This is a genomic window from Nocardia sp. NPDC003999, assembly GCF_053604885.1.
On the sequence record NZ_JBSGIB010000003.1, the window covers coordinates 437018 to 457548 of the forward strand.

A 20531-nucleotide genomic window follows, 5' to 3' on the forward strand; every position below is an offset into this window, starting at 1 on the left:
TCCATTTGTGAGAATGTTATTCTCTTCAGTGTTGTACCGCAACGCCCTCGGCGCGTGCGGCCGCTACTGCGCCGCGGACCAGAAACTTCTGGATCTTGCCGCTCGCTGTCCTGGGAAAGTCGTCGACGACGTGCACTTCCTCCGGCCACTTCTGCTTGGCCAGCCCGGCGTCGCGGAAGTGCGCGCGCACCTCGTCGTGGCTCGGCGCGGATCGGCCCGGCCGCAGCCGCAGCACCGCGGCGGTGCGTTCGCCCAGGCGGGCATCGGGCACGGCGACCGCCACCGCCTCGGTGACGCCGGGCAGGCTCAGCAGCACCTCCTCGACCTCGAGCGCGCTGATGTTCTCGCCGCCGCGGATGATCATGTCCGACTTTCGATCGGTGATCGTCAGGTAGCCGTCCGCGTCCAGCACGCCGATATCGCCGGTGTGGTACCAGCCGTCGTCGTCGAAGGCGGCGGCGGTCAGCTCCGGATCGGTGTAGCCGAGGCACAGATCAGGTCCGCGGCTGAGGATTTCGCCGTCCTCGGCCAGTCGCAGTTCCACGCCCGGCAGCGCGTCGCCGTCGGTGAACAGTCGTTTGGCCTCCGGGGCGGTGTGGTGCGATCCGGTGATCGAAGGGTGCTCGGTACTGCCGTAGGACCGGTAGACGGTGATGCCGGCCTCGGCCAGCCGGGTGGTGACCACCGCGGGCACCGCCGCGCCGCCCAACCCGGCATAGCGCAGGTGGGGCAGGTGTTCCGGCGTGTAGTGCGGATGGTCGAGCAGGCTGGTGACGTAATACGGCACGCCGCCGCCAACGGTGAGCCCCTCGGTGCGCGTCAAATCCAGCACCCGGCCCGGATCCCACACGTCGATGAGGTTGATCGGCATCCGGTCGAGGACCGGGATCAGGAAGGCGTTCACCATGCCGATGAAGTGGCCGACCGGCGCTCCGGTGAGCTGGTCGCCGCGGTCGGCGGGGTAAATGCCGGCCAGTTGCCGGGTTTCGTGACCGAGCGTCTGATGGCTGTGCACCACGCCCTTCGGTGCGCGAGTGGTGCCGGAGGTGAACGCGATCAGCGCCGGACCGGCGGGGTCGACCGGCAATGTGCCAGGCATGGGCCGCGGGGCGAGCAACTCCTCGAAATCCCCGCCGACCACGCCGACGATCGGGACGGTATCGCGCAGGCCGGCGGCGAATTCGGTGTTGCCGAACCGGTCGGTGGTCACGAAGACCTTCGGCCGGACCTCGGTGAGGATGTGCCCGACTTCCTTGCGGCCGTAGAAGTGCACGATCGGCACGACCGTCGCCCCGAGGAAGGCCGATGCCCAGAACGCCGCGGCCGCCTCCATCCAATTCGGCAGCTGGAAGGCGATCACGTCGCCGGGGCCGACGCCGCGGCGACGCAACCCGGCGGCCAACCTGCGGGCGACGTGCTCGACTTCGCCGACCGTGCCCGTCCACGGGCGCACGGCGGAGTGGACGCGAAACGCGGTGTCGGGCGCGGCGGCCAATCCGCCCGCCAGCAACTCGCCGATGGTCTCCGAGGTCCACCAACCCTCCTCCTGGTAGCGACGAACCAGGTCGAGGGGGATCTTGCGCATTCTCGAACTCCCATCTCGTGGCGGGACACCGCGCCGGATGCGTATATTGTTCTCTTGTAAAGAGAATCATATTTTCCAGTTGGAGAACAAGCCATGGTCGACTTGGAGATGGAGGCCGGATTGGCGGTCCTGACCATCAACCGCCCGCATGCCCGCAACGCCATCGCGCCCGGCACGATGGACGAGCTGGAGAAGGCGATCGACGCCGCCGCCGGGGCGCGGGCCCTGGTCGTCACCGGGGCGGGGGACCGCGCCTTCGTCTCCGGTGGCGATCTCAAGGAGCTCGCCGCGCTGCGCACCGAGGAGCAGGCGGCGGAGATGGCCCGGCGGATGCGCGGCATCTGTGACCGCCTCGCTGCCTTTCCCGGCCCGGTGATCGCCGCGCTCAACGGGCACGCCCTCGGTGGTGGAGCCGAAGTGGCGGTGGCCGCGGACATCCGGATCGCGGCCGGGGACATCAAGATCGGGTTCAATCAGGTGTCGCTGGCGATCATGCCCGCGTGGGGCGGCGCCGAGCGGCTCGCCCGGCTGGTCGGGCCGGGGCGGGCGCTGCTGCTCGCGGGTGCGGGGACGGTCCTCGACGCGGCGTCCGCCGAGCGGATCGGACTGGTGGACAAGGTGTTGCCGCGCAGCGAATTCGACAAGGGCTGGCGCGCTGTCGCCCGATCACTGGCGTCCGCGCCCGCGGGGGCGATCAAGCGCGTGATCGGCGGTGTGACCCCGGAGGAGGCCATCGCCGCGTTCGCGCGACTCTGGGTGACCGAGCAGCACTGGCAGGCCGCCGATCGAGTGCTGAACCGGGCCGAGTGATTCGGCGCGTTACCGAGACGTGAGCCGAGACGGTGGAATGCTATGTGATGTAGATCACATACTCTACATTTGTGAGGTAGGTATCACGAATGCGAGAACCAACTTACGGTGTGATCGGTAGGTTTCCGGCGGAGCGGCGCGGTCCTCCGTCACCAGTCCTGGCGCACCGCGGGCTCGCCGGATCGACCTCTCGGCTCGGCGTGCGGCCGCCGTCGAGCCGAAGGCCTCGGCGGTCCCGGTGTCGGCGGGTGGCAGGTGCCCATGTGCCGAAAACGGGTTCGGGCCTGCCCTTTCTGCACGTTCGATAACGGGATGAGTAACCATGGCCAGACGATCCGCCGATTCCGTTGACCGAGGTGTTCGGGAACTCCAATCCGTCTCACGCTGGCGAGCTCACGCGCGACGGCATCCGCTGCGCTATCGATTGGCGATCGTGGCGCCCAGCGCGGTCGAAGTGATCCGCCATGCAGGCGGGTGGCTGTTCGACCGGACCGCCGCAGGATGGGAGGTAACGGTGTTGGTCGCCGACCATACGGATGTGCGCCCGCTTCGGATCCTCGGGGCCACCGTGCTCGACCTGGAACAGTCGCTGACCGCGCCGGTGCACGACACCTGGCCGACGGCCGTCGCCGTAGCCGCGCAGATCTACCGCTGCGACGACCGGGTGCGCGGCGGGGTGCTCGACTGCCTCGACCGCGGGCTCACCGAGGTCGCGCTGTGGGGAGCCGAGCTGCCTGCCGAACTGGATCACCGGGTGTGCCCGGCCCGTCATCGAATGAGTGCGGCGGCAAAGGCGTTCAAGTCGTGCGCCCTCACCGCGGCGGGCCTGCCCGCCGAGGTGGCCGGGGCGAGCGAAGTGTTCCGGACCGGCGGACGGCGGCCGTCGACCTACCGATGCGGGGTCGACCTGGTTCCGGCCTGACCGGTGGCCGCCGGTCAGGCGGTGTCCGATCCGGCCTCGGCGCGCTTGCCTTCGAGTCGGTCGATCTCCCGCTCGACCAAGGCGAACGCTTCGGCGTGCCCGCCGGACATGCCCAGCGCTCGTTCCAGTACGACGACTCGGGAGACGCTGGTCATCAGCACCGCCATGGCCGCGGGCGGAAAGCGCGCGGTGTCGAATTCGTAGTCGTCCAGGATTCGTTCCAGGACGTCCATTTGGATACTGCGGAAACGCTCCGCGTAGTCGGCTACCGCCTCTCGTATCGCGGGCCGATGATTGGACAGTCCGACGAATTCCATGGTGAACCGAACGGCCGCCGGATCGGTGCTGAATTCCCACAGCGCCCGCAGCGGCTTGTCCGTTTTCATCATCTCCGCCTGGAGTTCGAGCCCTTGCTCCGCGCGGCGCCGGAATATCTCCAGGAGCAGTTCGTCCATGGATCGGAAGTAATAGTGCACAAGTTGCGGCTTGAGTCCGGCGCGGTCGGCCACCCGGCGAGAGGTCACCGCAGCCCATCCCTCCTCCAGCAGAAGCTGTTCGGCGGCGTCGATCAGGACGCCCCGATTCCTGGCTTCGGGTGCTCCGATCCTGCGGGGCGATGGCATCCGCCGGCCTCCTTCGGGAAAATTGGTCGTGGGATCAATTTGTATCGTAGTACCGGTAGCCGCCGCTGTTGACGCGTTGTCTCGGCGCATGCTATGCATGTGCACAGCATCTTGCTGAGCACCCGCTCGGCAGGCCGTGTCGATACTGCTCGGGACCGTCGCGGCGGATCGATGCCGCGACATACACGACAGGTGGTCAGAAGTCCGCGAAGGGTCGCGGGTAATGCTGAGCGCAGTCCACGGCCGCATTCCGTAGCGGGCGTGCAATTCGTCGGGCGGCGGCCTGATCACACAACTAGAACGCCCATTGCGGGAGCGGATCGGTCGCTCGCCGTAACGTCGGCGACCCGAGTGGCGGGAATGTCCTGCCACTCCATTTGTGCTTTCTTTTCTCGATGTTTTTCGAGTGGCGTGAAATTCCCTTTCTTCGCTATTGACTCGTGATGTGGCGGCGCGCACAATAGCGATGTGACGCTTCGTAGCCGGAGCGAGCACTCGGGGCGAGATTCGAGTCGGGCAGGCGGGCCGACGTCTCGGGAGTTTCCGATCCTCCGGAAGCGTGGCAGTCACTGGACCGTTTCACCGTTCGGCTATTCCTTGTTTCGCAACGCGGTCCTCGCGTGGAAGAAAACTGTTTCAGATTGTTCCTTCGCGCTGCCCGATGGAATGCCGGACCCGCAGAGTTTCGAGATCGACGATGATTTTCCGTGCAGCCGACGCGCGAGAGAACACGCGCGTCACCGCCGACGGCGGCGCGTCGTCGCAGCGGTGGGCGACCCGGGAGATCAGCGCGTGGTTCCGCCGCTATCTGCACCGGCATCCGATCACCGCCCTGGAAACCGTTGGCGGCCAATTCGTTCTGGGCGTACGCGCGGTGCAGTACCTGTGCGTGGACGTGGTCACCGGGCGGTTCGCGTTCGCGGAGTTCGTCCGGCAGGCGGCGTTCATGGCCTCGGCGGCCGTACTGCCGACCATCTTCGTGTCGCTGCCGATCGGCGTGACGCTGTCGATCCAGTTCGGCCTGCTGGCCGGGCAGGTCGGCGCCACCTCGCTGGCCGGCGCGGCGAGTGGCTTGGCGGTCATCCGGCAGGGCGCGCCGATGGTGGCCGCGCTGCTCATGGCCGCGGCCGTCGGCTCGGCGATCTGCGCGGACCTCGGCTCCCGCAAGATCAGGGACGAACTCGACGCGATGGAGGTCATGGGAGTCTCGGTGGTGCGGCGGCTGGTCGTGCCGCGTCTGGCCGCCGCGGTGGTGGTGGGCGTGTCGCTGACCGGGGTCGTCTGCTTCGTCGGCTTCCTGGCCGGATACCTGTTCAACGTCTTCGTGCAGAGCGGTGCGCCCGGTAGCTTCGTGACCACCTTCGCGTCGTTCGCGACGGTGAGCGACCTGGTGCTGACATTGTTCAAGGCCGTCGTGTACGGCGCCATCGTGGCCGTGGTGGCGTGCGAGAAGGGGTTGTCGACCAAGGGCGGCCCCGCAGGGGTGGCCAACTCGGTCAACTCGACCGTCGTGGCGTCGATCCTGCTGTTGATGACCGTGAATGTCGCCGTCACGCAGCTGTCGATGATCCTGTTGCCGCGGCAGGGATTGTGATGGCCGCGCCCTACCGCCCACCGGGGACGCGCCTGGCGCTGCGCGGCTGCACGCAGCTGGCCACGGCCGTCATGCGCCTCGGGCACATGATGACCTTCTTCCTGCGCGCCACGTTCTCCGTCCCGGTCATGTTGCGCCACTATCGAACCGAGTTCGTGCGCATCCTGTCCGATGTCACATGGGGCAACGGTTCGATCGTCGTCGGTGGCGGCACCGCGGGCGTCATCATCGTGCTGGGCGCCGCGGGCGGGGCGATCGTGGGCCTGGAAGGCTACAACGCGTTGCATCTGCTCGGCATGGAGCCGACGGTCGGACTGATCGCCTCGACCGCTTCCACGCGCGAGCTGGCTCCGATCATGGCCTCGCTGGCATTCGCGGCACAAGCGGGCTGCCGGTTCACCGCCCAGCTGGGCGCCATGGGGATCGCCGAGGAGATCGAGGCGATGGAATCGATGGGGATCCGCTCGGTCCCGTACCTGGTCAGCACTCGGATACTCGCCTCGGTACTCGCGATGATCCCGCTGTACGTGGTGTGCCTGGCGGTGAACTACCTGGCGGTGCGCGTGGTGGTCGGGCTGTCCGGCGGGCTGTCCTCCGGCACCTACGAGCACTACTTCCGGCTGGTGCTCAACGGGCCGGACATCGTCTACTCGCTGATCAAGGCGGTCGTCTTCGTCGTCCTCACCTCGACGGTCCAGTGTTACTACGGTTTCTACGCCGCCGGTGGCCCGCAAGGCGTCGGCATCGCCGCCGGTCGTGCGATGCGCGCGGCGATCTCGCTGATGATCGTCGTCAATCTGCTGCTCACCGTCGCGCTCTGGGGCATCGGCGCCAGCGCGAGGCTCGGAGGATAACCATGTCGATCCTGTTCGAGAAAGACGGGCGCGGCCCCTCGGCGCTCTCGCTGTTCGCGCGCGGACTGGTGCTCGTCGTGGCCACGGTTGCGGTCGTGACGGTGCTGCTGATGAAGTCCACCGGCCGCTTCGACGACAAGGTGCAGGTCACCGCGCTGCTGGAACAACTCGGCGACGGGCTGCCCGCCCGATCGGATGTGAAGTTCCGCGGGATGCTGGTCGGCACCGTGGCAGAGGTCGCGCCCGCCACCGGCGGACCCAACCGGGTGCGGCTGGTGCTCGATCCCGCGTCGGCGCACCGGATCCCGCGGACGGTGACCGCGCGGGTCGTCCCGAGCAACGTCTTCGCCGTGTCCTCGATCCAGTTGGTGGACAACGGACCCGGTCCCGCCTTGCCCCCACATGCCGAGATCCGCCAGGATCGCAGCCTTTCGACCGTGCAATTGCAGACCGCATTGACCAAACTGCGCGAAATCATCGCGAGCACGGCGCGAATCGGCGCGAGAAACACCGTGGGCGTGCTCGCCGCGGTGGCGACGGCGACCGACCGGCGTGGCGCGGACCTCGTCGCGGCCGGAGCCCGGCTGGAGCGCATCACCAAGGAATTCGACGCGCTGCTCACCCCCGACGGCGGACCGCCGACACTGACCCTGCTGGCCGACGCCGTGCGCGGGCTGAACGCCTCCGCACCCGACCTGCTCGACGCACTGCACCACGCGCTCACGCCCATGCGGACCTTCGCCGAGCAGAACCAGCAGCTCGTCGGCCTCTTGTCGGCCGGAGGCACGACCCTGTCCACGGTCGGCGACGCACTGGACCGGCGCACCGACCAGATCGTCAACGTGGCGGATCAGATGGGGCCGGTCCTGCACGTCTTCGGCGCGGGCGCACCGGCTTTCGCGCCCATCGTCGTCCGGATCAAGACGCTTTCCGACCTGTGGTTCACCGAGTTCTGGAACGAGGACAGCCCACGCGGACGCGGCAAGTTCCAGTTCCGGTTCACTCCGCACACGCCGTACACCCGGGCGGATTGCCCCCGCTACGGCCAACTGGCCGGTCCCAGTTGCAGCACGGCGCCGACCGACATACCCATCGAGGAGTTGCCACCCGCGATGGATCCGCGGACCTACCCACCGCCGCCGATCCTGCCCGCGGACCTGCAGGACCTGATCCGCCGCGTGCTGACCGGAGAAGCCAACGGCGCCGAATCGATCCTCGCGCCGTTGCTGGGTGACGGTCCCTTCCCCACGGGAGGTGCCCGATGAACTACCGGCGATCCCTGATCGGCGTGAGCTTGTTCGTCGCTGTCGCTCTCGCGCTGCTCTGGGTGACATTCGTGACCCTGAATCGCGGGATCGACGGCGGCACGCACCCGTATTCGGCGGTGTTCAGCGACGTCAGCGGATTGCGGGCGGGCGACGACGTACGAATGGCCGGTGTCCGGGTGGGCCGGGTCGACAAGATCGAACTGGACGGCACGCGGGCCCGGGTGCGGTTCCGGGTCGAGGACGCGCAGAAGCTGACCGGCAACACCAAGGCGTCGATCACCTACCAGAACGTCATCGGCCAGCGGTATCTCGGTCTGTCGCCGGCCGATTTCGGTGATCCGGCACAGCTGAGTCCGGGCGGGGAGATCCCGCTCGGCCACACCGAGCCGTCGTTCGATATCTCCGCGCTGCTCAACGGGTTCGAGCCGCTGTTCGGCGGGCTCGACCCGAAACAGGTCGACAACGTGACCGGCGCTCTGATCAAGGCGCTGCAAGGCGACAACACCTCGGTGGTACTGCTGATCGAACAGGTCTCGTCGCTGGCTCGATCGCTGGCCGGGCCCGATCAGGTGCTGGGCGCGGTCATCACCGATCTGAACCAGGTGGTGGGCGACCTGGCGGCGCACAGCGGTGAGGTCGGCTCGCTCATCACGCGATCGCGCACGATCATCGACGGTCTCGCGCTGCACCGCGACGAGTTGCTCGGCACGCTCAGCACCGCGGCGACGGTCACCGACCGGATGGCGGGCGTGGTCGCCGACGTGCAGCCCCAACTCGACGAAATGCTCTATCGGGAACCGGGATTCACCCGGCACTTCGAGGAGAACAAGGAGAACTTCGCCTACCTCGGGTTCAACCTTCCCGCCCTGATGAAGGGCCTGGCCAGGGTGAGCCAGGAAGGCGCCTATCTCAATACCTATCTGTGCAACTTCGGCGTCGACCTGTTTCCCGGCCTGACGACGTTGGTGCCCGCGATCGTCGGGCTGGCGTCGGCGACCGGGAAGCCCCAGCAATCACCGATCTGCGGGTGAGAGTATGAGTCTGAAAAACACTGTGAGACAGAGTATCCGGACGGTGCGACAGCCGATCGAGTCGCACCGGCGCGGTGCGTTGGGCGTGGTGGCGCTCGCGGCGTTGCTGGCCGTGCTGGCCGCCGCGCTGGGCGTCAACGCGCTCGGCGTCGGCAGGGTGTCCTATGAGGCCGAGTTCGCCCAGGCCGCAGGCATCCGCCCGGGTGACTCGGTGACCATCGCCGGCGTGCCGGTCGGGCGGGTCGAGGCGCAACGGCTGGCCGGCGACCACGTGGTGGTCACGGTGGAGGTCGACGCGAGCGTGGCGCTCGGGTCGGAAACCGGCGCCGCCATCAAGCTGACCACGTTGCTCGGCGCTCGTTATGTCGAATTGCGGCCGGCCGGGCAGGGATCGCTGCCCGGACGCCGGATCGCATTGCGGCACACGGCGGTTCCCTACGACCTGCAGCAGGCGCTGGAGAACGCGACGGTCACCTTCGAGCAGATCGACACCCAGCAGATCAGCAAGTCGCTGGACAGTCTGGCCGCACAGTTGCACCGTGTGCCCACGGTGCTGCCGGGGCTGCTGGAGAACATGCGGGCTTTGTCGACGATCATCGGCGACCGCCGCGGCGAGCTGGGTGCGTTGCTGGCGGGCGCCCAGCGGTTGACCACGATGGTCACCGAGCAGCGAGCCGACCTGGCCGCGATCACCGCGCAGGGTCGCGATCTGCTCACCGAGATCGTCGCCCGCCGCGACGCGATCGGGCGACTGATGGACGGGACCCGGCGTCTGGCCGACCAGCTCCGCGCGCTCGTGGTCGACGACCGGCCGAAGCTGGAGGAGTTGATCACCGGTCTGAACGGCCTGCTCGGCAGTCTCGCCCGCAACGACCAATTGCTGCGGAACACCTTGGAGATCCTGCCCGTCCCGGTGCGCAATTTCGCCAACGCCTCGGGCACCGCCAACGAGGTCGACTTCACCTCTCCCGCCGGACCGCTGGTCGACTCCTGGATGTGCGCTATCAGCAGCCGTGCCCAGCAGCTCGACCTGCCGCCGTACTTCAAGGACTGCAAATGAGAGCGATGCGCGTTGTGATCCGGCTCGTCGCGGTGCTCCTCATCGGCGCGCTGGCCGGATGCGCCGGTGACGCGGTGGCCTTGCGAGAGACGAGCAAGACGGTGACCGCATCGTTCGACAACGGGGCGGGGCTCTACGTGGGCAACGCGGTGGCCGTGCTCGGCATGCCGGTCGGCGAGGTCACCGCGGTGCGGCCGAGTGGCTCACACGTCGAAGTGACCATGCGGATCGACGCCGACGTGGACATCCCCGCGGACGCGAAGGCCGTCACCTTGTCGACATCGGTGCTCACCGACCGGCACGTCGAGTTCACCCCGCCCTACCGCGGCGGCCCCACGCTGGCCGACGGCGCTCGCATCGGCCTCGATCGGACGAGGACGCCGGTCGAGTTCGACCGCCTGCTGGGCGCCGCCGATCGGATGGCGGGAGACTTGAAAGGTGAGCGGCCCGGCGAGGGGTCGATCGCCGCACTGCTCGGCGTCTCCGCGGCGATCACCACCGGCAGCGGTCCGCAGCTGCGGCAGACCATGGACGAACTCGCCACCGCGCTGCGGGTGGGCGACGACGCCGGCGCGGCGGTTCGCGACGACGTCACCCGGATCGTGGACCAGCTGGCCGTCTTGCTGCGCGCTGTCGCCGACAACGAGGGGGTCATCCGCGATTTCGGCTCCGCCACCGGGCAATTGGGCGACGTGCTTGCCGATTTGAACATCGGGGCGGGGGATACGGGCGCGCAGATCAACCAGATCCTGTCGCAGGCGAACGACCTGCTCACGCACAACGCGGAGAGCATACGGTCCACGGTGACCGACGCGAACACGGTGACCCGCGCGCTCGCCGACTACCGGCGCGAGCTCGCCGAATTCATCGACCTGACCCCGCTGTTGCTGAACAACGCGTACAACGCGGTCGACTTCCGGTATCGCGGCGTGCGCGTGCACGCGCTGCTGGACAAGGTGTTCTTCGACAGCCAGCTCGTCAAAGAGGTGTGCAACATCCTGGGCTTGCGCCAACTCGGCTGTGCGACCGGGACTTTGCAGGATTTCGGCCCGGATTTCGGGATCACCGACATGCTCGACGCGATGTCGAGGTTGCCGCGATGAGCAACCGAGGCATTCGCGCCATCGCGCTCGGCGCGGTGGCGCTGGTGGCGAGCACAGCGTGTTCGGTCGGCCTGGAGGATCTTCCGCTGCCCGCCCCCGGCGCCGGTGGTAAGGGCTACGTCATCCACGCCGACTTCGCCAACGCGCTCAATCTGCCCGCCAAGGCGAAGGTCCGGCTCGCCGGAGCCGATGTCGGCGAGGTGACCGGCATGGCGGTGCGCGACTTCACCGCGGTGGTGACCATGAGCATCGAGCGAGACGTGGTCGTGCCGCTCGGGACGCGAGCGGAATTGCGTACCGCCACCCCGCTGGGCGATGTCTTCGTCTCGCTCACCGCACCGGCGGACGCCACACCGGCGACCCCCGCCCTGCGCGACGGTGACAGCATTTCCCGGGATGCCACCGCGGCCGCCGCCACCATCGAGGAACTGCTGACAACGGCCGCGCTGTTGGTGAACGGTGGCGCGATCCGCGATCTCACCACCATCGTCAACGGTCTCGGGCAAGCAGTCGGTGACCGCGGCGACCGGGTGGGAGCCTTGATCGAGCAGTCCACCCGAGTGGTGCGGGCCCTGTCCGCCCGTTCGGAGGACATTCGCACCACGTTGGTCCAGATCGACCAGCTCGCCCAGCAGTTGAACGCCCAGCGCGGAACGATCGACGAGGTGGTCGCCGCGGCTGGGCCCGCGCTGATCACCCTCCAGGACAACGCGCGGGAAGCGCTGGCCCTGGTCCGCCGGGTGGATCAGATCAGCAGGCAGCTGGAGAAGTTCCCCGGCCTCAACGGCGCGGTCACCACCGGCATGGTCGCCGACATCAACCGGATCGCGGCCGGGCTCGACGCCGCGGCCACCGACCCGAACGCGAGCGTGGCGGCGATGAACGCCATGCTCGGACCGGTCATCGCCGTCACGAGCAGCACCTCGGCCAGCGTCGACGCCGACATGCGCGATCTCGCGCTCGGCGTGTTTCCCGACCCGAACCACCCCGGTGACCCGAACAGTCGTGTGCCGGACACACGGGACTGGGAAGGGTTCGTGGGCAGCCTCACCTACACGCTGCTGAAGCTTCAGCAACGGGTGACCGGAGGCGGCCGATGAGCACCCGATGGCGCGCGGCGGGCGCGACGGCACTGGAAGCAGCCGCGCGCGTACTGCTGACGACGGTGCGTGCGGGACGAAGCAGGCGCTCGGCCCTCGCCGCGGGCGCACTCGTGCTCACGCTCGTGCTGGGCGTGGGCTACCTGGTGTTCGGCGCGCTCGGCGTCGACCCGACGGCCTCGACGATCACAGTGCGGGTGCACCTCGCCGACTCCGGCGGTCTGCTGGCCGGCCGACAGGTCACGTTGCGCGGGGTGCCGATCGGACGGGTCGAGTCGGTCGAGCTGACCAGCACCGGCCTGGTCGCGGTGGCCGCCGTCGACGCGGACACCCCCGTACCCGCCGACGGGGAGGTCCACGTGGCGAGCCTGTCGATGGCGGGCGAGCAGTATCTGGACTTCCGTCCCACCCGCGACGGCGGACCCTATCTCGCCGACGGCGCCGAGATCGCGGTCGAGCGCACCACGACACCGACGCCGTTGTGGAAGACGCTCACCGCGCTCGATTCGACACTGGCCCAGGTGAACCCGGCCGAACTGGCGGCCATCGTGGACGAACTCGGCGTGAGCCCGGACGGGCCGGGCAAGCTGGCCGACATCATCGACGGCGGAATGTTCCTGATCTCCACGCTGGATTCGGTGCTTCCGCAAACCGTGAGCCTGCTGCGCGACAGCCGTTCGGTGCTGGCGACCATCAGTGACTTCGGTCCCGGGCTGGGCAGATTCGCGGGCAACGCGAACGCGCTGCTGAGCGGTGTCGAGCAGAAGTCCGGAGGTTACGTCGAGTTGCTCGGCGCGGCGCCGGGAACCCTGCGCGCGCTCGACGCCGTGCTCGCGCAGAACTCGGCCACGGGCGCCGCCCTACTGGACAACCTGGCGGTGGTCGCCGACGTCACGTCGAAGCGAGTGCCCGCCTTCCAGGAGTTCTTCTTCCCGACCGAACGCGCCGGCTCGACGCTGGACGGGATTGCCGTGGCCTTCCACGACGGCGGCGTATGGGGATTGGTGAATCTGTACCCCCGCTACACGTGCGACTACGACTTGCCGCGCCGCCCGCCATCCTTGCCGGACTTCCCCGAGCCGTACCTGTACACGTCGTGCCCGAACCACGATCCCTCGGTACTGATCCGCGGCGCGCGCAACGCGCCACGCCCGCCGGGAGAAGAGATTCCGGACGGCCCGCCGCCCGGCGTACGTGCCGACCAGCAGGCCACCCCCACCCCGATCGGGCCGCTGTCGCTTCCGCTCACGTTCGCGGGACCGCCGCTGCCGCCCCCACCGCCCGCGCCGCGGCGATGACCGACCGCGGCGCACTGCTCGGCCGAAAGTGCAGTCGAACACCACACGCAAGGAATGCCATGAGTCACAGCGAGATCCAGACATCGGTAGCGACGGAAGAGAGGCCATCGACCGACCGGGAGGAGGTCGAGGAGACGGCCGCCGCACCGGATGCCCCCACCGAGCGGACCGGCGTCGACTCGGTGGCCGATCAACGGCCCCCCGAGGCTTCGCGGCCGAACCGGCTGTCGCGCGTCATCCCGCTGATCCGGCGGGGACTGCTGCCCGTCGCGGCGGTGATCGCGGTCGCGGCCCTGGTGGCGGCGGCCGTACTGGGCTGGCAGCTGAAGAAGGAACGCGACGTGGACGCCGCGGCGGACGCCGCGCTCGCCGCCGCGCGCTCGTATGCGGTGACGCTGACGAGCGTGGACTCGGGCACGCTCGACCGCGATTTCGCCGCCGTCCTCGACGGCTCGACCGGTGAGTTCCGCGACATGTACACCCGCTCCAGCGGCCAGTTGCGGCAACTGCTGCTGGACAACAAGGCGACCGGCAAAGGCACGGTGCTCGACGCCGCGGTCAAGTCGGCCACCGAGACGAAGGTCGAAGTCCTGCTGTTCATCGATCAGACGGTGACCAACACCGCATCGGCCGATCCACGGGTCGACCGCAGCAGGGTCGCGATGACCATGGAACTCGTCGACGGCCGCTGGCTGGCCAGCCGCGTCTACCTGCCCTGACCCACCCGTCCCTCCGCCTCGGCGGTATCGCGCACATTTGCGAGAATGTCATTCGCACTTTGAAGAATAATGTTATCCTCCGTTCAGGTAGCTGCTATCACTCCAGGAGTGCTTCCCATGACTGACTTCGACTCGGTCGACTACTTCACCGATCCGGCCGTCGTTCCGGATCCGCACCCGTATTTCGATCACTTGCGGGCCAAGTGCCCGGTGACGCAGGAGTCTCGCTACGGGGTGTACGCGGTCACCGGCTACGAAGAGTCGACGGAAGTGCTGAAGAACTCGGACGTCTTCTCCTCGGCGATCGCCGTGGGCGGTCCGTTCCCGCCGTTGCCGTTCGATGTCGAGGGTGAGGACATCACCGAGCTGATCGAGCAGCACCGCAGCCGGTTGCCGATGTTCGAGCACATGGTGACCATGGATCCGCCGCGGCACACCTACGCGCGCTCGCTGCTGAACCGTCTGCTGACACCGTCGCGGTTGAAGGAGAACGAGGATTTCATGTGGCGGTTGGCCGACCGCCAGCTCGACGAATTCCTCGAGCGCGGACGGTGTGAGTTCCTCACCGAATACGCCAAGCCGTTCTCGCTGCTCGTCGTGGCCGACATGTTGGGGGTGCCGGAGGAGGACCACGAGGAATTCCGTGTCGTCTTGGGTGCGGAGCGTCCCGGCACGCGGGTCGGCGCGCTGGACAAGGAGATCGTGGCGAGCAATCCGCTGGAATGGCTGGACGAGAAGTTCAGCGCCTACATCAGCGACCGTCGGCGCGAACCGCGCGACGACGTACTGACGTCGCTGGCGCTGGCGAAGTATCCCGACGGCTCCACACCCGAGGTCATCGATGTGGTGCGGTCCGCGACATTCCTGTTCGGCGCAGGCCAGGAGACCACGGCGAAGTTGCTGGGCGCGTCGCTGCGGATCCTGGGCGACCATCCCGAGGTGCAGGAGCAGCTGCGCGGCGACCGCACGCTGATCCCGGTGTTCATCGAGGAGGCGCTGCGCCTGGATTCGCCGGTCAAGAGCGGTTTCCGACTGGCGAAGCGTGCGACGACGATCGGCGACGTCGACATTCCGGTGGGGTCGACGGTGATGGTCTGCCCGGGCGCCGCCAACCGGGATCCGCGCCGGTTCGAGAACCCGCACGAATTCCGTTTGGACCGGCGTAATTTTCGCGAGCACATGGCATTCGGGCGTGGAGTGCATTCCTGCCCCGGCGGCCCGCTGGCTCGCGTCGAAGGGCGCGTGTCCATTGAACGGATCCTGGACCGGATGCTCGACATCGCCATCGATGCCGAACGCCACGGCCCGGCCGGGGAGCGGCGCTACACCTACGAGCCCACCTACATCCTGCGCGGGCTCACCGATCTGCACATCACCTTCACGCCCAACCCCTGACCACGGCCGTAAGGCACTCGCTCCCCGACGTTTGCACGAACCAGCCGTTTCGGCGAAACAACGAATAGAGGTAATCATGACCGGACGGGTCGAAGGAAAGGTCGCGTTCATCACCGGCGCGGCGCGCGGCCAGGGCCGCAGCCACGCGGTGCGGCTGGCGCAGGAAGGCGCCGACATCATCGCCGTCGACGTCTGCAAGCAACTCGACAACGTGCCCTTCGCGATGTCCACTCCCGAGGATCTGGCGACCACCGCCGATCTGGTCAAGGCCGAGGGCAGGCGCGTGTTCACCGCCGAAGTGGACGTGCGCGACTACGCCGCTCTGAAGAGCGCCGTCGACTCCGGTGTCGAGCAGCTCGGGCGGCTGGACATCATCGTCGCGAACGCGGGCATCGGCAACGAGGGCGGGCAACTGCTCGACCTCGAGGAGAACCTGTGGGACGACATGATCGGCGTCAACCTCGGCGGCGTGTGGAAAACGGTGAAAGCCGGTGCGCCGCATCTGATCGCGGGCGGACGCGGCGGGTCGATCGTGCTCACCAGTTCGGTGGGCGGGCTCAAGGCGTACCCGAACGTGGGGCACTACGTCGCCGCCAAGCACGGCGTCGTCGGCCTGATGCGGACCTTCGCCGTGGAACTCGGCCAGCACTCGATCCGGGTCAACTCGGTGCACCCGACGCACGTGAACACGCCGATGGTGATGAACGAGGGCACCTACAAACTGTTCCGTCCGGACCTGGAGAATCCGGGCCCGGCCGATCTGGAGCCGATCTGCCGGATGTTCCACACCCTGCCGATCCCGTGGGTGGAGCCGGTCGACATCAGCAATGCGGTGCTCTACCTCGCGTCGGACGAATCCCGTTTCGTCACCGGTGTTGCGCTGCCGATCGACGCGGGCAGCATGCTCAAGTAGGCCAGCGTTGCCCGAGGGTGCTCGCAGCGCTCTCGGGACGGGCTCTCCGGGGTGAGCGTGGTTCGGTTGTCGGCGGACGGCGGCGGAGTCATGCCGATCGGTCATCGAAAAGCACAGCTGTGCCCGAGGGGTGAAAAAAGGTATGCGATACGGCTTGTGTGTGCCCTGCCTGGGCGAATTCGCTGAACCACGTCTGGTGGCCGACCTGGCGCGGCGTGCCGAGGAAGCGGGTTGGGACGGCTTCTTCGTCTGGGATCACGTCGTATTCCCCTACGCCGCTGCCGAAGTCGCCGACCCCTGGGTACTGCTCACCCTGGTCGCCGACGCGACGGAGCGAATCCGGCTCGGCCCGCTGGTCACTCCGGTCGCGCGGCGTCGTCCCGGCACACTGGCGCGGCAGACGACTTCGGTGGACCGGCTCTCTCGCGGCCGCCTGGTGCTCGGCGCCGGACTGGGTTTCGGGCTGGAAGCCGAATACGGCACGTGGGACGAGCCCACCGAGCCGCGTGTGGTCGCCGAACGGCTGGACGAAGGACTGGCTCTGCTCACGGAACTGTGGTCCGGCGCGAAGGTCGATTTTCGCGGCGCGCACCTGTCCGCCACCGACGTCACGTTTCTGCCTACCCCGGTGCAGCGCCCCCGCCCGCCCATCTGGATCGGCTGCAACTGGCCCAATCGCCTGCCGCTGCGGCGTGCCGCCCGCTGGGACGGCGTCGCCCCGATGATCGTCGGCGCCGACGGCTCCTTCGGGCCGACGCCGGAGAACGTCGCCGAGCTGATCGGGCTCATCAGCGAATATCGGACGCAATCAGGGGTTTTCGATGTGGTCATCACCGGCCGGACGCCCGCCGATCGGCCCGGCGAGGCTCGCGCGACGGTCGAGGCCATCGCGGCGGCGGGGGCGACCTGGTGGTTGGAGGGCTTTCATCCCGGTCCGGCGCAGTACGCGCAGGCGCTGCGCCGGGTTGCGGCGGGCCCGCCGGGCCGAGACGGGGCCGCTCGGCGGCGGCATCGAGAAGGAGGGCCGGTATGACGCGCATCGAGCACGACGGAATTCCCCTGAGTGACAGCGCGACCAGCGCCACGGAGACCGCATCCGTGTCCGCCGAGTCCTCCGTGACGCGGATGCTCGAGATCTTCGACGTCGTTCCGGTCGGCGCGGACCTCTTCACCGGTACCAGCGACGGCGGATCGCGCAAGGTTGTCGACGGCACGCAGTTGCTCGCGCAATCCATCGTCGCGGTCGCGAAACGGCTGCCCGGCACATCGATTCGGTCGGCGCACGCCGCCTTCACCCGGGTCGCGGACCCGGACGAGTCCGTGGAGTTCGTCGTCGACGTGACCCATGAGGGGCGTTCGGTGGCCACCGCGGCGGTGTCGGTGAATCAGCAGGGGCGTCGCTGCGCTTCGGTCTTCGTCCTGGTCGACGTGCCGACATCGGACGTCATCCGGCATCACGCGCCGCGTCCGAACGTCGCCGGACCAGCCGCGTCGATCGCGGCCGACATGCCGATGGCGGGACGCGAGTTGCGCATCGTGGACGTCGCCGACGTCAACGATCCCGCGGAGGTCGGCCCGCCCGAGTTGTTCGCGTGGCTGCGCTACGAACCGATTCCGGTCCGCGAGGATCTCGCCAAAGCGCTGATCGCCCACTTCACCGGTCACCTCTCGGTGTCGGCGACCATGCGCGCGCACGCCGGTGTCGGCACCAGCCAGGCGCACCACTCCATGTCCACCGCGGTGATGACCGTGACGGTGAGTTTCCACGAGCCGGTCGGGTGGGACGGCTGGCTGCTCTACTCCCACGAGAGCACGCAGGCGGGCGCGGGCATGTCCTATGTCCGCGGTCAGGTGCACACCGAGGACGGTCGGCTGATCGCCTCCTTCACGCAGGAGGCGATGATCCGCCCGCTGCGTCGGGAGCATGCCGCGATTCCCGCGGATTCACGGCTCTGAACACCGCGGACCTTCGAGAAGGGATCTTCGAATGGGTGAACAGCGGGCGGACGTCGAGCTGTCCGGTTTCGCGGCCAGACCGGATTATCGCGTCGACATCCACCGCCGCCGCAACCTCGTCACGGCCCGGCTCGGTGACCGGCTCCTCGCCGAGACGACTCGGCCGCTCCTCGTCGACGAACAGGACCACGGCCTGGTGTTCTATTTCCCGCGCGAGGACCTGCGGGTCGTGCTGCGGCGCGACGACGCCCGCGCCAGTCGATGCCCGTTCAAAGGACAGGCGAGCTACTGGCGCTTCGACGGCGACGGCGGCGAGGCCGTGTGCTGGAGCTATGACGACCCGATCCTGCAAGTGGCGCGGTTACGCGGGCACGTCGCCTTCTATCAGGACAAGGTGCAGGTCCGCGTCGGTGTGGCGACGCCTGCGGTCCTGGGTGTCGAAGTCCGGAGCTAGCGCATCGGGCGCGTAGTCGCGACGGATACTCGGGTCCTCGCTCGCCGTCCGCCTTGCGCACGACGGCGCCGATGGTCTGCTCGACGTACTCCTGGTCGGCTTGCTGCACGATCCGGGCTGAGAGTCATATTCTCGGAATTGAGAATTTCACTTCGAAATCAGGTCGCCGACCTCTATGCTGGGCAGGTGCCAAAGACGCCTGCGTACAAAGTCGTCCAGTGGACCACCGGCAATGTCGGGAAGAGTTCGGTGCGGGCGATCGTCACCAATCCGACGCTCGAACTCGTCGGCTGCTTTGCGTGGTCCCCGGACAAGGTGGGGCGCGATGTCGGTGAGTTGTGCGGTATCGAGCCTTTGGGTATCGCGGCCACCGACGATGTCGACGCGCTGCTGGCGTTGCAGCCGGATTGCGTCGTCTACAACCCCATGTGGATCGACGTGGACGAGCTGGTCCGCATCCTGTCCGCGGGCATCGACGTCGTCGCGACCGCGTCGTTCATCACCGGCCACAACCAGGGCGAAGGGCGCGACCGCATCGTCGAGGCATGCCGTCGCGGCGGATCCACCATGTTCGGTTCCGGCATCAGCCCGGGCTACATCAACCTGCTGGCCGTCCTCTCCGCCGCCATCTGCGACCGGGTCGACAAGGTGACCGTCAACGAGGCCGCCGACACCACGTTCTACGACTCCCCGGAAACCGAGAAGCCGGTGGGATTCGGCAGGCCCATCGACGATCCGGACTTGCCCGCGATGACCGCCCACGGCACCGGCGTATTCGGCGAAGCCGTCCGGCTGATCGGCGACGCGCTCGGCGTCGAACTCGACGAGGTGCGCTGCGACGCCGAATACGCCCGCACCACAGCCGATCTCGACCTCGGATCATGGACCATTCCGGCGGGATGTGTCGCCGGTGTGCACGCTAGCTGGAAGGGCCGGGTCGCAGACCGGACCGTGGTTGAGATCGACCTACGCTGGCGCAAAGGGCAGACCCTCGAGCCCGATTGGAAGATCGACCAAGACGGCTGGGTCCTCCAGGTCGACGGCCGCCCGACGGTGAAGAACGTCGTCAGCTTCCTACCGCCGCCGGACTTCCAGGCCGAGACGATCGCCGATTTCATGACGCTCGGGCACATCATGACGGCCATGCCGGTCATCAACGCCATTCCCGGCGTCGTCGCGGCGGCCCCCGGCATCGTGACCTACAACGACCTGCCGCTCACCCTCCCGCGCGGAGTGGTGCCGATCGGCTGACACCGGGTGGTACGGCCGCCCGGCTAGGCCGGTCGAGCCACCCGTTCCGAGGTGCGCGCCTCCAGGTTGATCGCGAACACCGGGAATCTGTCTTCACCGGGACGGGCGTGGAATCGCACCCGCACCGGTGCGGCGGAGGACGGTGGCAGCTCGCCTTGGATGGTCGTATACAACCACGGGCCGTCATCGAGTTCGACGATGGCGATCGTCGACCGCTTCACCTCGGACCGCGGGTTCGCCGCGCGGTGCAGCACCCGCCAGGACATGATCGAACCCACCCCGGAGGACGGCACCCATTCGAGATCGGAGGAGTGGCAGGACGAGCACATGTCGAACAGTGGTGCCAGCAGTCGTGCGCAGCATTCGCAGCGCCGGATCATCAGGATCGGAGCCGTGCGACCAGCGGAGTCGCCGGCGACATTCCGGGCGCGCTTCAGGTTGAACTGGTACATGAGAGCCTCGATGTGATCGTGCTGATGTGACCGACCAGGCCAGCGTCTCGTGCACGCGGTACACCCCGCGACGGCCGATCGGCCGCGGGTATACCTATTTTTCACCGATCGGGCGTCGACGAAGCTCCGGTCGAAGGCGTGAC

Annotated in this window: 20 protein-coding genes; 17 read left to right on the top strand and 3 right to left on the bottom strand. The window is 68.0% G+C overall.

Features of this window, described 5'->3' with window-relative positions; all coding sequences use genetic code 11:
- Positions 1-25: 25 nt before the first annotated feature.
- Positions 26-1585 (bottom strand): AMP-binding protein, encoded by a 1560-nt coding sequence (locus tag ACWESM_RS09560; protein WP_452491291.1) that lies wholly within the window; start codon positions 1583-1585, stop codon positions 26-28.
- Positions 1586-1678: 93 nt separating this feature from the next.
- Here ACWESM_RS09560 and ACWESM_RS09565 point away from each other — a divergent pair, with 93 nt between their 5' ends.
- Both ACWESM_RS09565 and ACWESM_RS09570 read left to right on the top strand, forming a co-directional pair.
- Positions 1679-2395, top strand: a complete 717-nt coding sequence (locus tag ACWESM_RS09565; RefSeq protein WP_452491292.1) for an enoyl-CoA hydratase/isomerase family protein — start codon at positions 1679-1681, stop codon at positions 2393-2395.
- A gap of 322 nt (positions 2396-2717) precedes the next feature.
- Positions 2718-3317, top strand: coding sequence for a hypothetical protein (locus ACWESM_RS09570; protein ID WP_452491293.1), 600 nt, complete (start codon positions 2718-2720; stop codon positions 3315-3317).
- A gap of 14 nt (positions 3318-3331) precedes the next feature.
- Here the strand turns inward: ACWESM_RS09570 and ACWESM_RS09575 are convergent, their stop codons facing one another.
- Positions 3332-3940, bottom strand: a complete 609-nt coding sequence (locus tag ACWESM_RS09575) for a TetR/AcrR family transcriptional regulator (RefSeq protein ID WP_452491294.1) — start codon at positions 3938-3940, stop codon at positions 3332-3334.
- Between the two features lie 697 nt (positions 3941-4637).
- Between ACWESM_RS09575 and ACWESM_RS09580 the strand changes: the two genes are divergently transcribed.
- The 15 genes from ACWESM_RS09580 to ACWESM_RS09650 all read left to right on the top strand — a co-directional run bounded on the left by ACWESM_RS09580 (position 4638) and on the right by ACWESM_RS09650 (position 19936).
- A complete protein-coding gene (locus tag ACWESM_RS09580; RefSeq protein ID WP_452491295.1) occupies positions 4638-5534 on the top strand; it encodes an MlaE family ABC transporter permease in 897 nt (298 codons plus the stop codon).
- Positions 5534-6388: an ABC transporter permease gene (locus ACWESM_RS09585; RefSeq protein ID WP_452491296.1), complete on the top strand. Its 855-nt coding sequence runs from the start codon at positions 5534-5536 to the stop codon at positions 6386-6388. Before ACWESM_RS09580 ends, ACWESM_RS09585 begins: the two co-directional genes overlap by 1 nt.
- A gap of 2 nt (positions 6389-6390) precedes the next feature.
- Positions 6391-7653, top strand: coding sequence for an MlaD family protein (locus ACWESM_RS09590; RefSeq protein ID WP_452491297.1), 1263 nt, complete (start codon positions 6391-6393; stop codon positions 7651-7653).
- On the top strand, positions 7650-8687 hold the full coding sequence (locus ACWESM_RS09595; protein WP_452491298.1) for an MlaD family protein: 1038 nt from the start codon (positions 7650-7652) through the stop codon (positions 8685-8687). The genes ACWESM_RS09590 and ACWESM_RS09595 overlap by 4 nt, the downstream gene beginning before the upstream one ends.
- A 43-nt stretch (positions 8688-8730) precedes the next feature.
- Positions 8731-9747 carry an MCE family protein gene (locus ACWESM_RS09600; RefSeq protein WP_452491299.1) on the top strand — a complete coding sequence of 339 codons (1017 nt, stop codon included), beginning with the start codon at positions 8731-8733 and terminating at the stop codon, positions 9745-9747.
- 5 nt (positions 9748-9752) lie between these two features.
- Positions 9753-10850, top strand: a complete 1098-nt coding sequence (locus tag ACWESM_RS09605) for an MCE family protein (RefSeq protein WP_452491300.1) — start codon at positions 9753-9755, stop codon at positions 10848-10850.
- Positions 10847-11950: an MlaD family protein gene (locus ACWESM_RS09610; protein WP_452491301.1), complete on the top strand. Its 1104-nt coding sequence runs from the start codon at positions 10847-10849 to the stop codon at positions 11948-11950. The genes ACWESM_RS09605 and ACWESM_RS09610 overlap by 4 nt, the downstream gene beginning before the upstream one ends.
- Complete coding sequence (locus ACWESM_RS09615) at positions 11947-13248, top strand: MlaD family protein (protein WP_452491302.1); 1302 nt, start codon at positions 11947-11949, stop codon at positions 13246-13248. Before ACWESM_RS09610 ends, ACWESM_RS09615 begins: the two co-directional genes overlap by 4 nt.
- 59 nt (positions 13249-13307) lie before the next feature.
- On the top strand, positions 13308-13967 hold the full coding sequence (locus ACWESM_RS09620) for a hypothetical protein (protein ID WP_452491303.1): 660 nt from the start codon (positions 13308-13310) through the stop codon (positions 13965-13967).
- Positions 13968-14084: 117 nt separating this feature from the next.
- The gene (locus tag ACWESM_RS09625) at positions 14085-15362 is read left to right on the top strand and encodes a cytochrome P450 (protein WP_452491304.1); all 1278 of its coding nucleotides are present in this window, start codon (positions 14085-14087) and stop codon (positions 15360-15362) included.
- A 76-nt stretch (positions 15363-15438) separates the two neighbouring features.
- Positions 15439-16275 (top strand): mycofactocin-coupled SDR family oxidoreductase, encoded by an 837-nt coding sequence (locus ACWESM_RS09630; RefSeq protein WP_452491305.1) that lies wholly within the window; start codon positions 15439-15441, stop codon positions 16273-16275.
- 142 nt (positions 16276-16417) lie between these two features.
- Positions 16418-17308: an LLM class flavin-dependent oxidoreductase gene (locus ACWESM_RS09635; protein ID WP_452491306.1), complete on the top strand. Its 891-nt coding sequence runs from the start codon at positions 16418-16420 to the stop codon at positions 17306-17308.
- Positions 17305-18231, top strand: coding sequence for an acyl-CoA thioesterase (locus ACWESM_RS09640; protein ID WP_452491307.1), 927 nt, complete (start codon positions 17305-17307; stop codon positions 18229-18231). The genes ACWESM_RS09635 and ACWESM_RS09640 overlap by 4 nt, the downstream gene beginning before the upstream one ends.
- 31 nt (positions 18232-18262) lie before the next feature.
- A complete protein-coding gene (locus ACWESM_RS09645; RefSeq protein WP_452491308.1) occupies positions 18263-18685 on the top strand; it encodes a DUF427 domain-containing protein in 423 nt (140 codons plus the stop codon).
- A gap of 186 nt (positions 18686-18871) precedes the next feature.
- A complete protein-coding gene (locus ACWESM_RS09650) occupies positions 18872-19936 on the top strand; it encodes an NAD(P)H-dependent amine dehydrogenase family protein (protein WP_452491309.1) in 1065 nt (354 codons plus the stop codon).
- A gap of 23 nt (positions 19937-19959) precedes the next feature.
- On the opposite strand, the gene ACWESM_RS09655 is transcribed toward ACWESM_RS09650, so the two are convergent.
- Entirely contained in the window at positions 19960-20388 is a 429-nt protein-coding gene (locus ACWESM_RS09655; protein ID WP_452491455.1) for a Zn-ribbon domain-containing OB-fold protein, read from the bottom strand.
- Positions 20389-20531 lie beyond the last annotated feature (143 nt).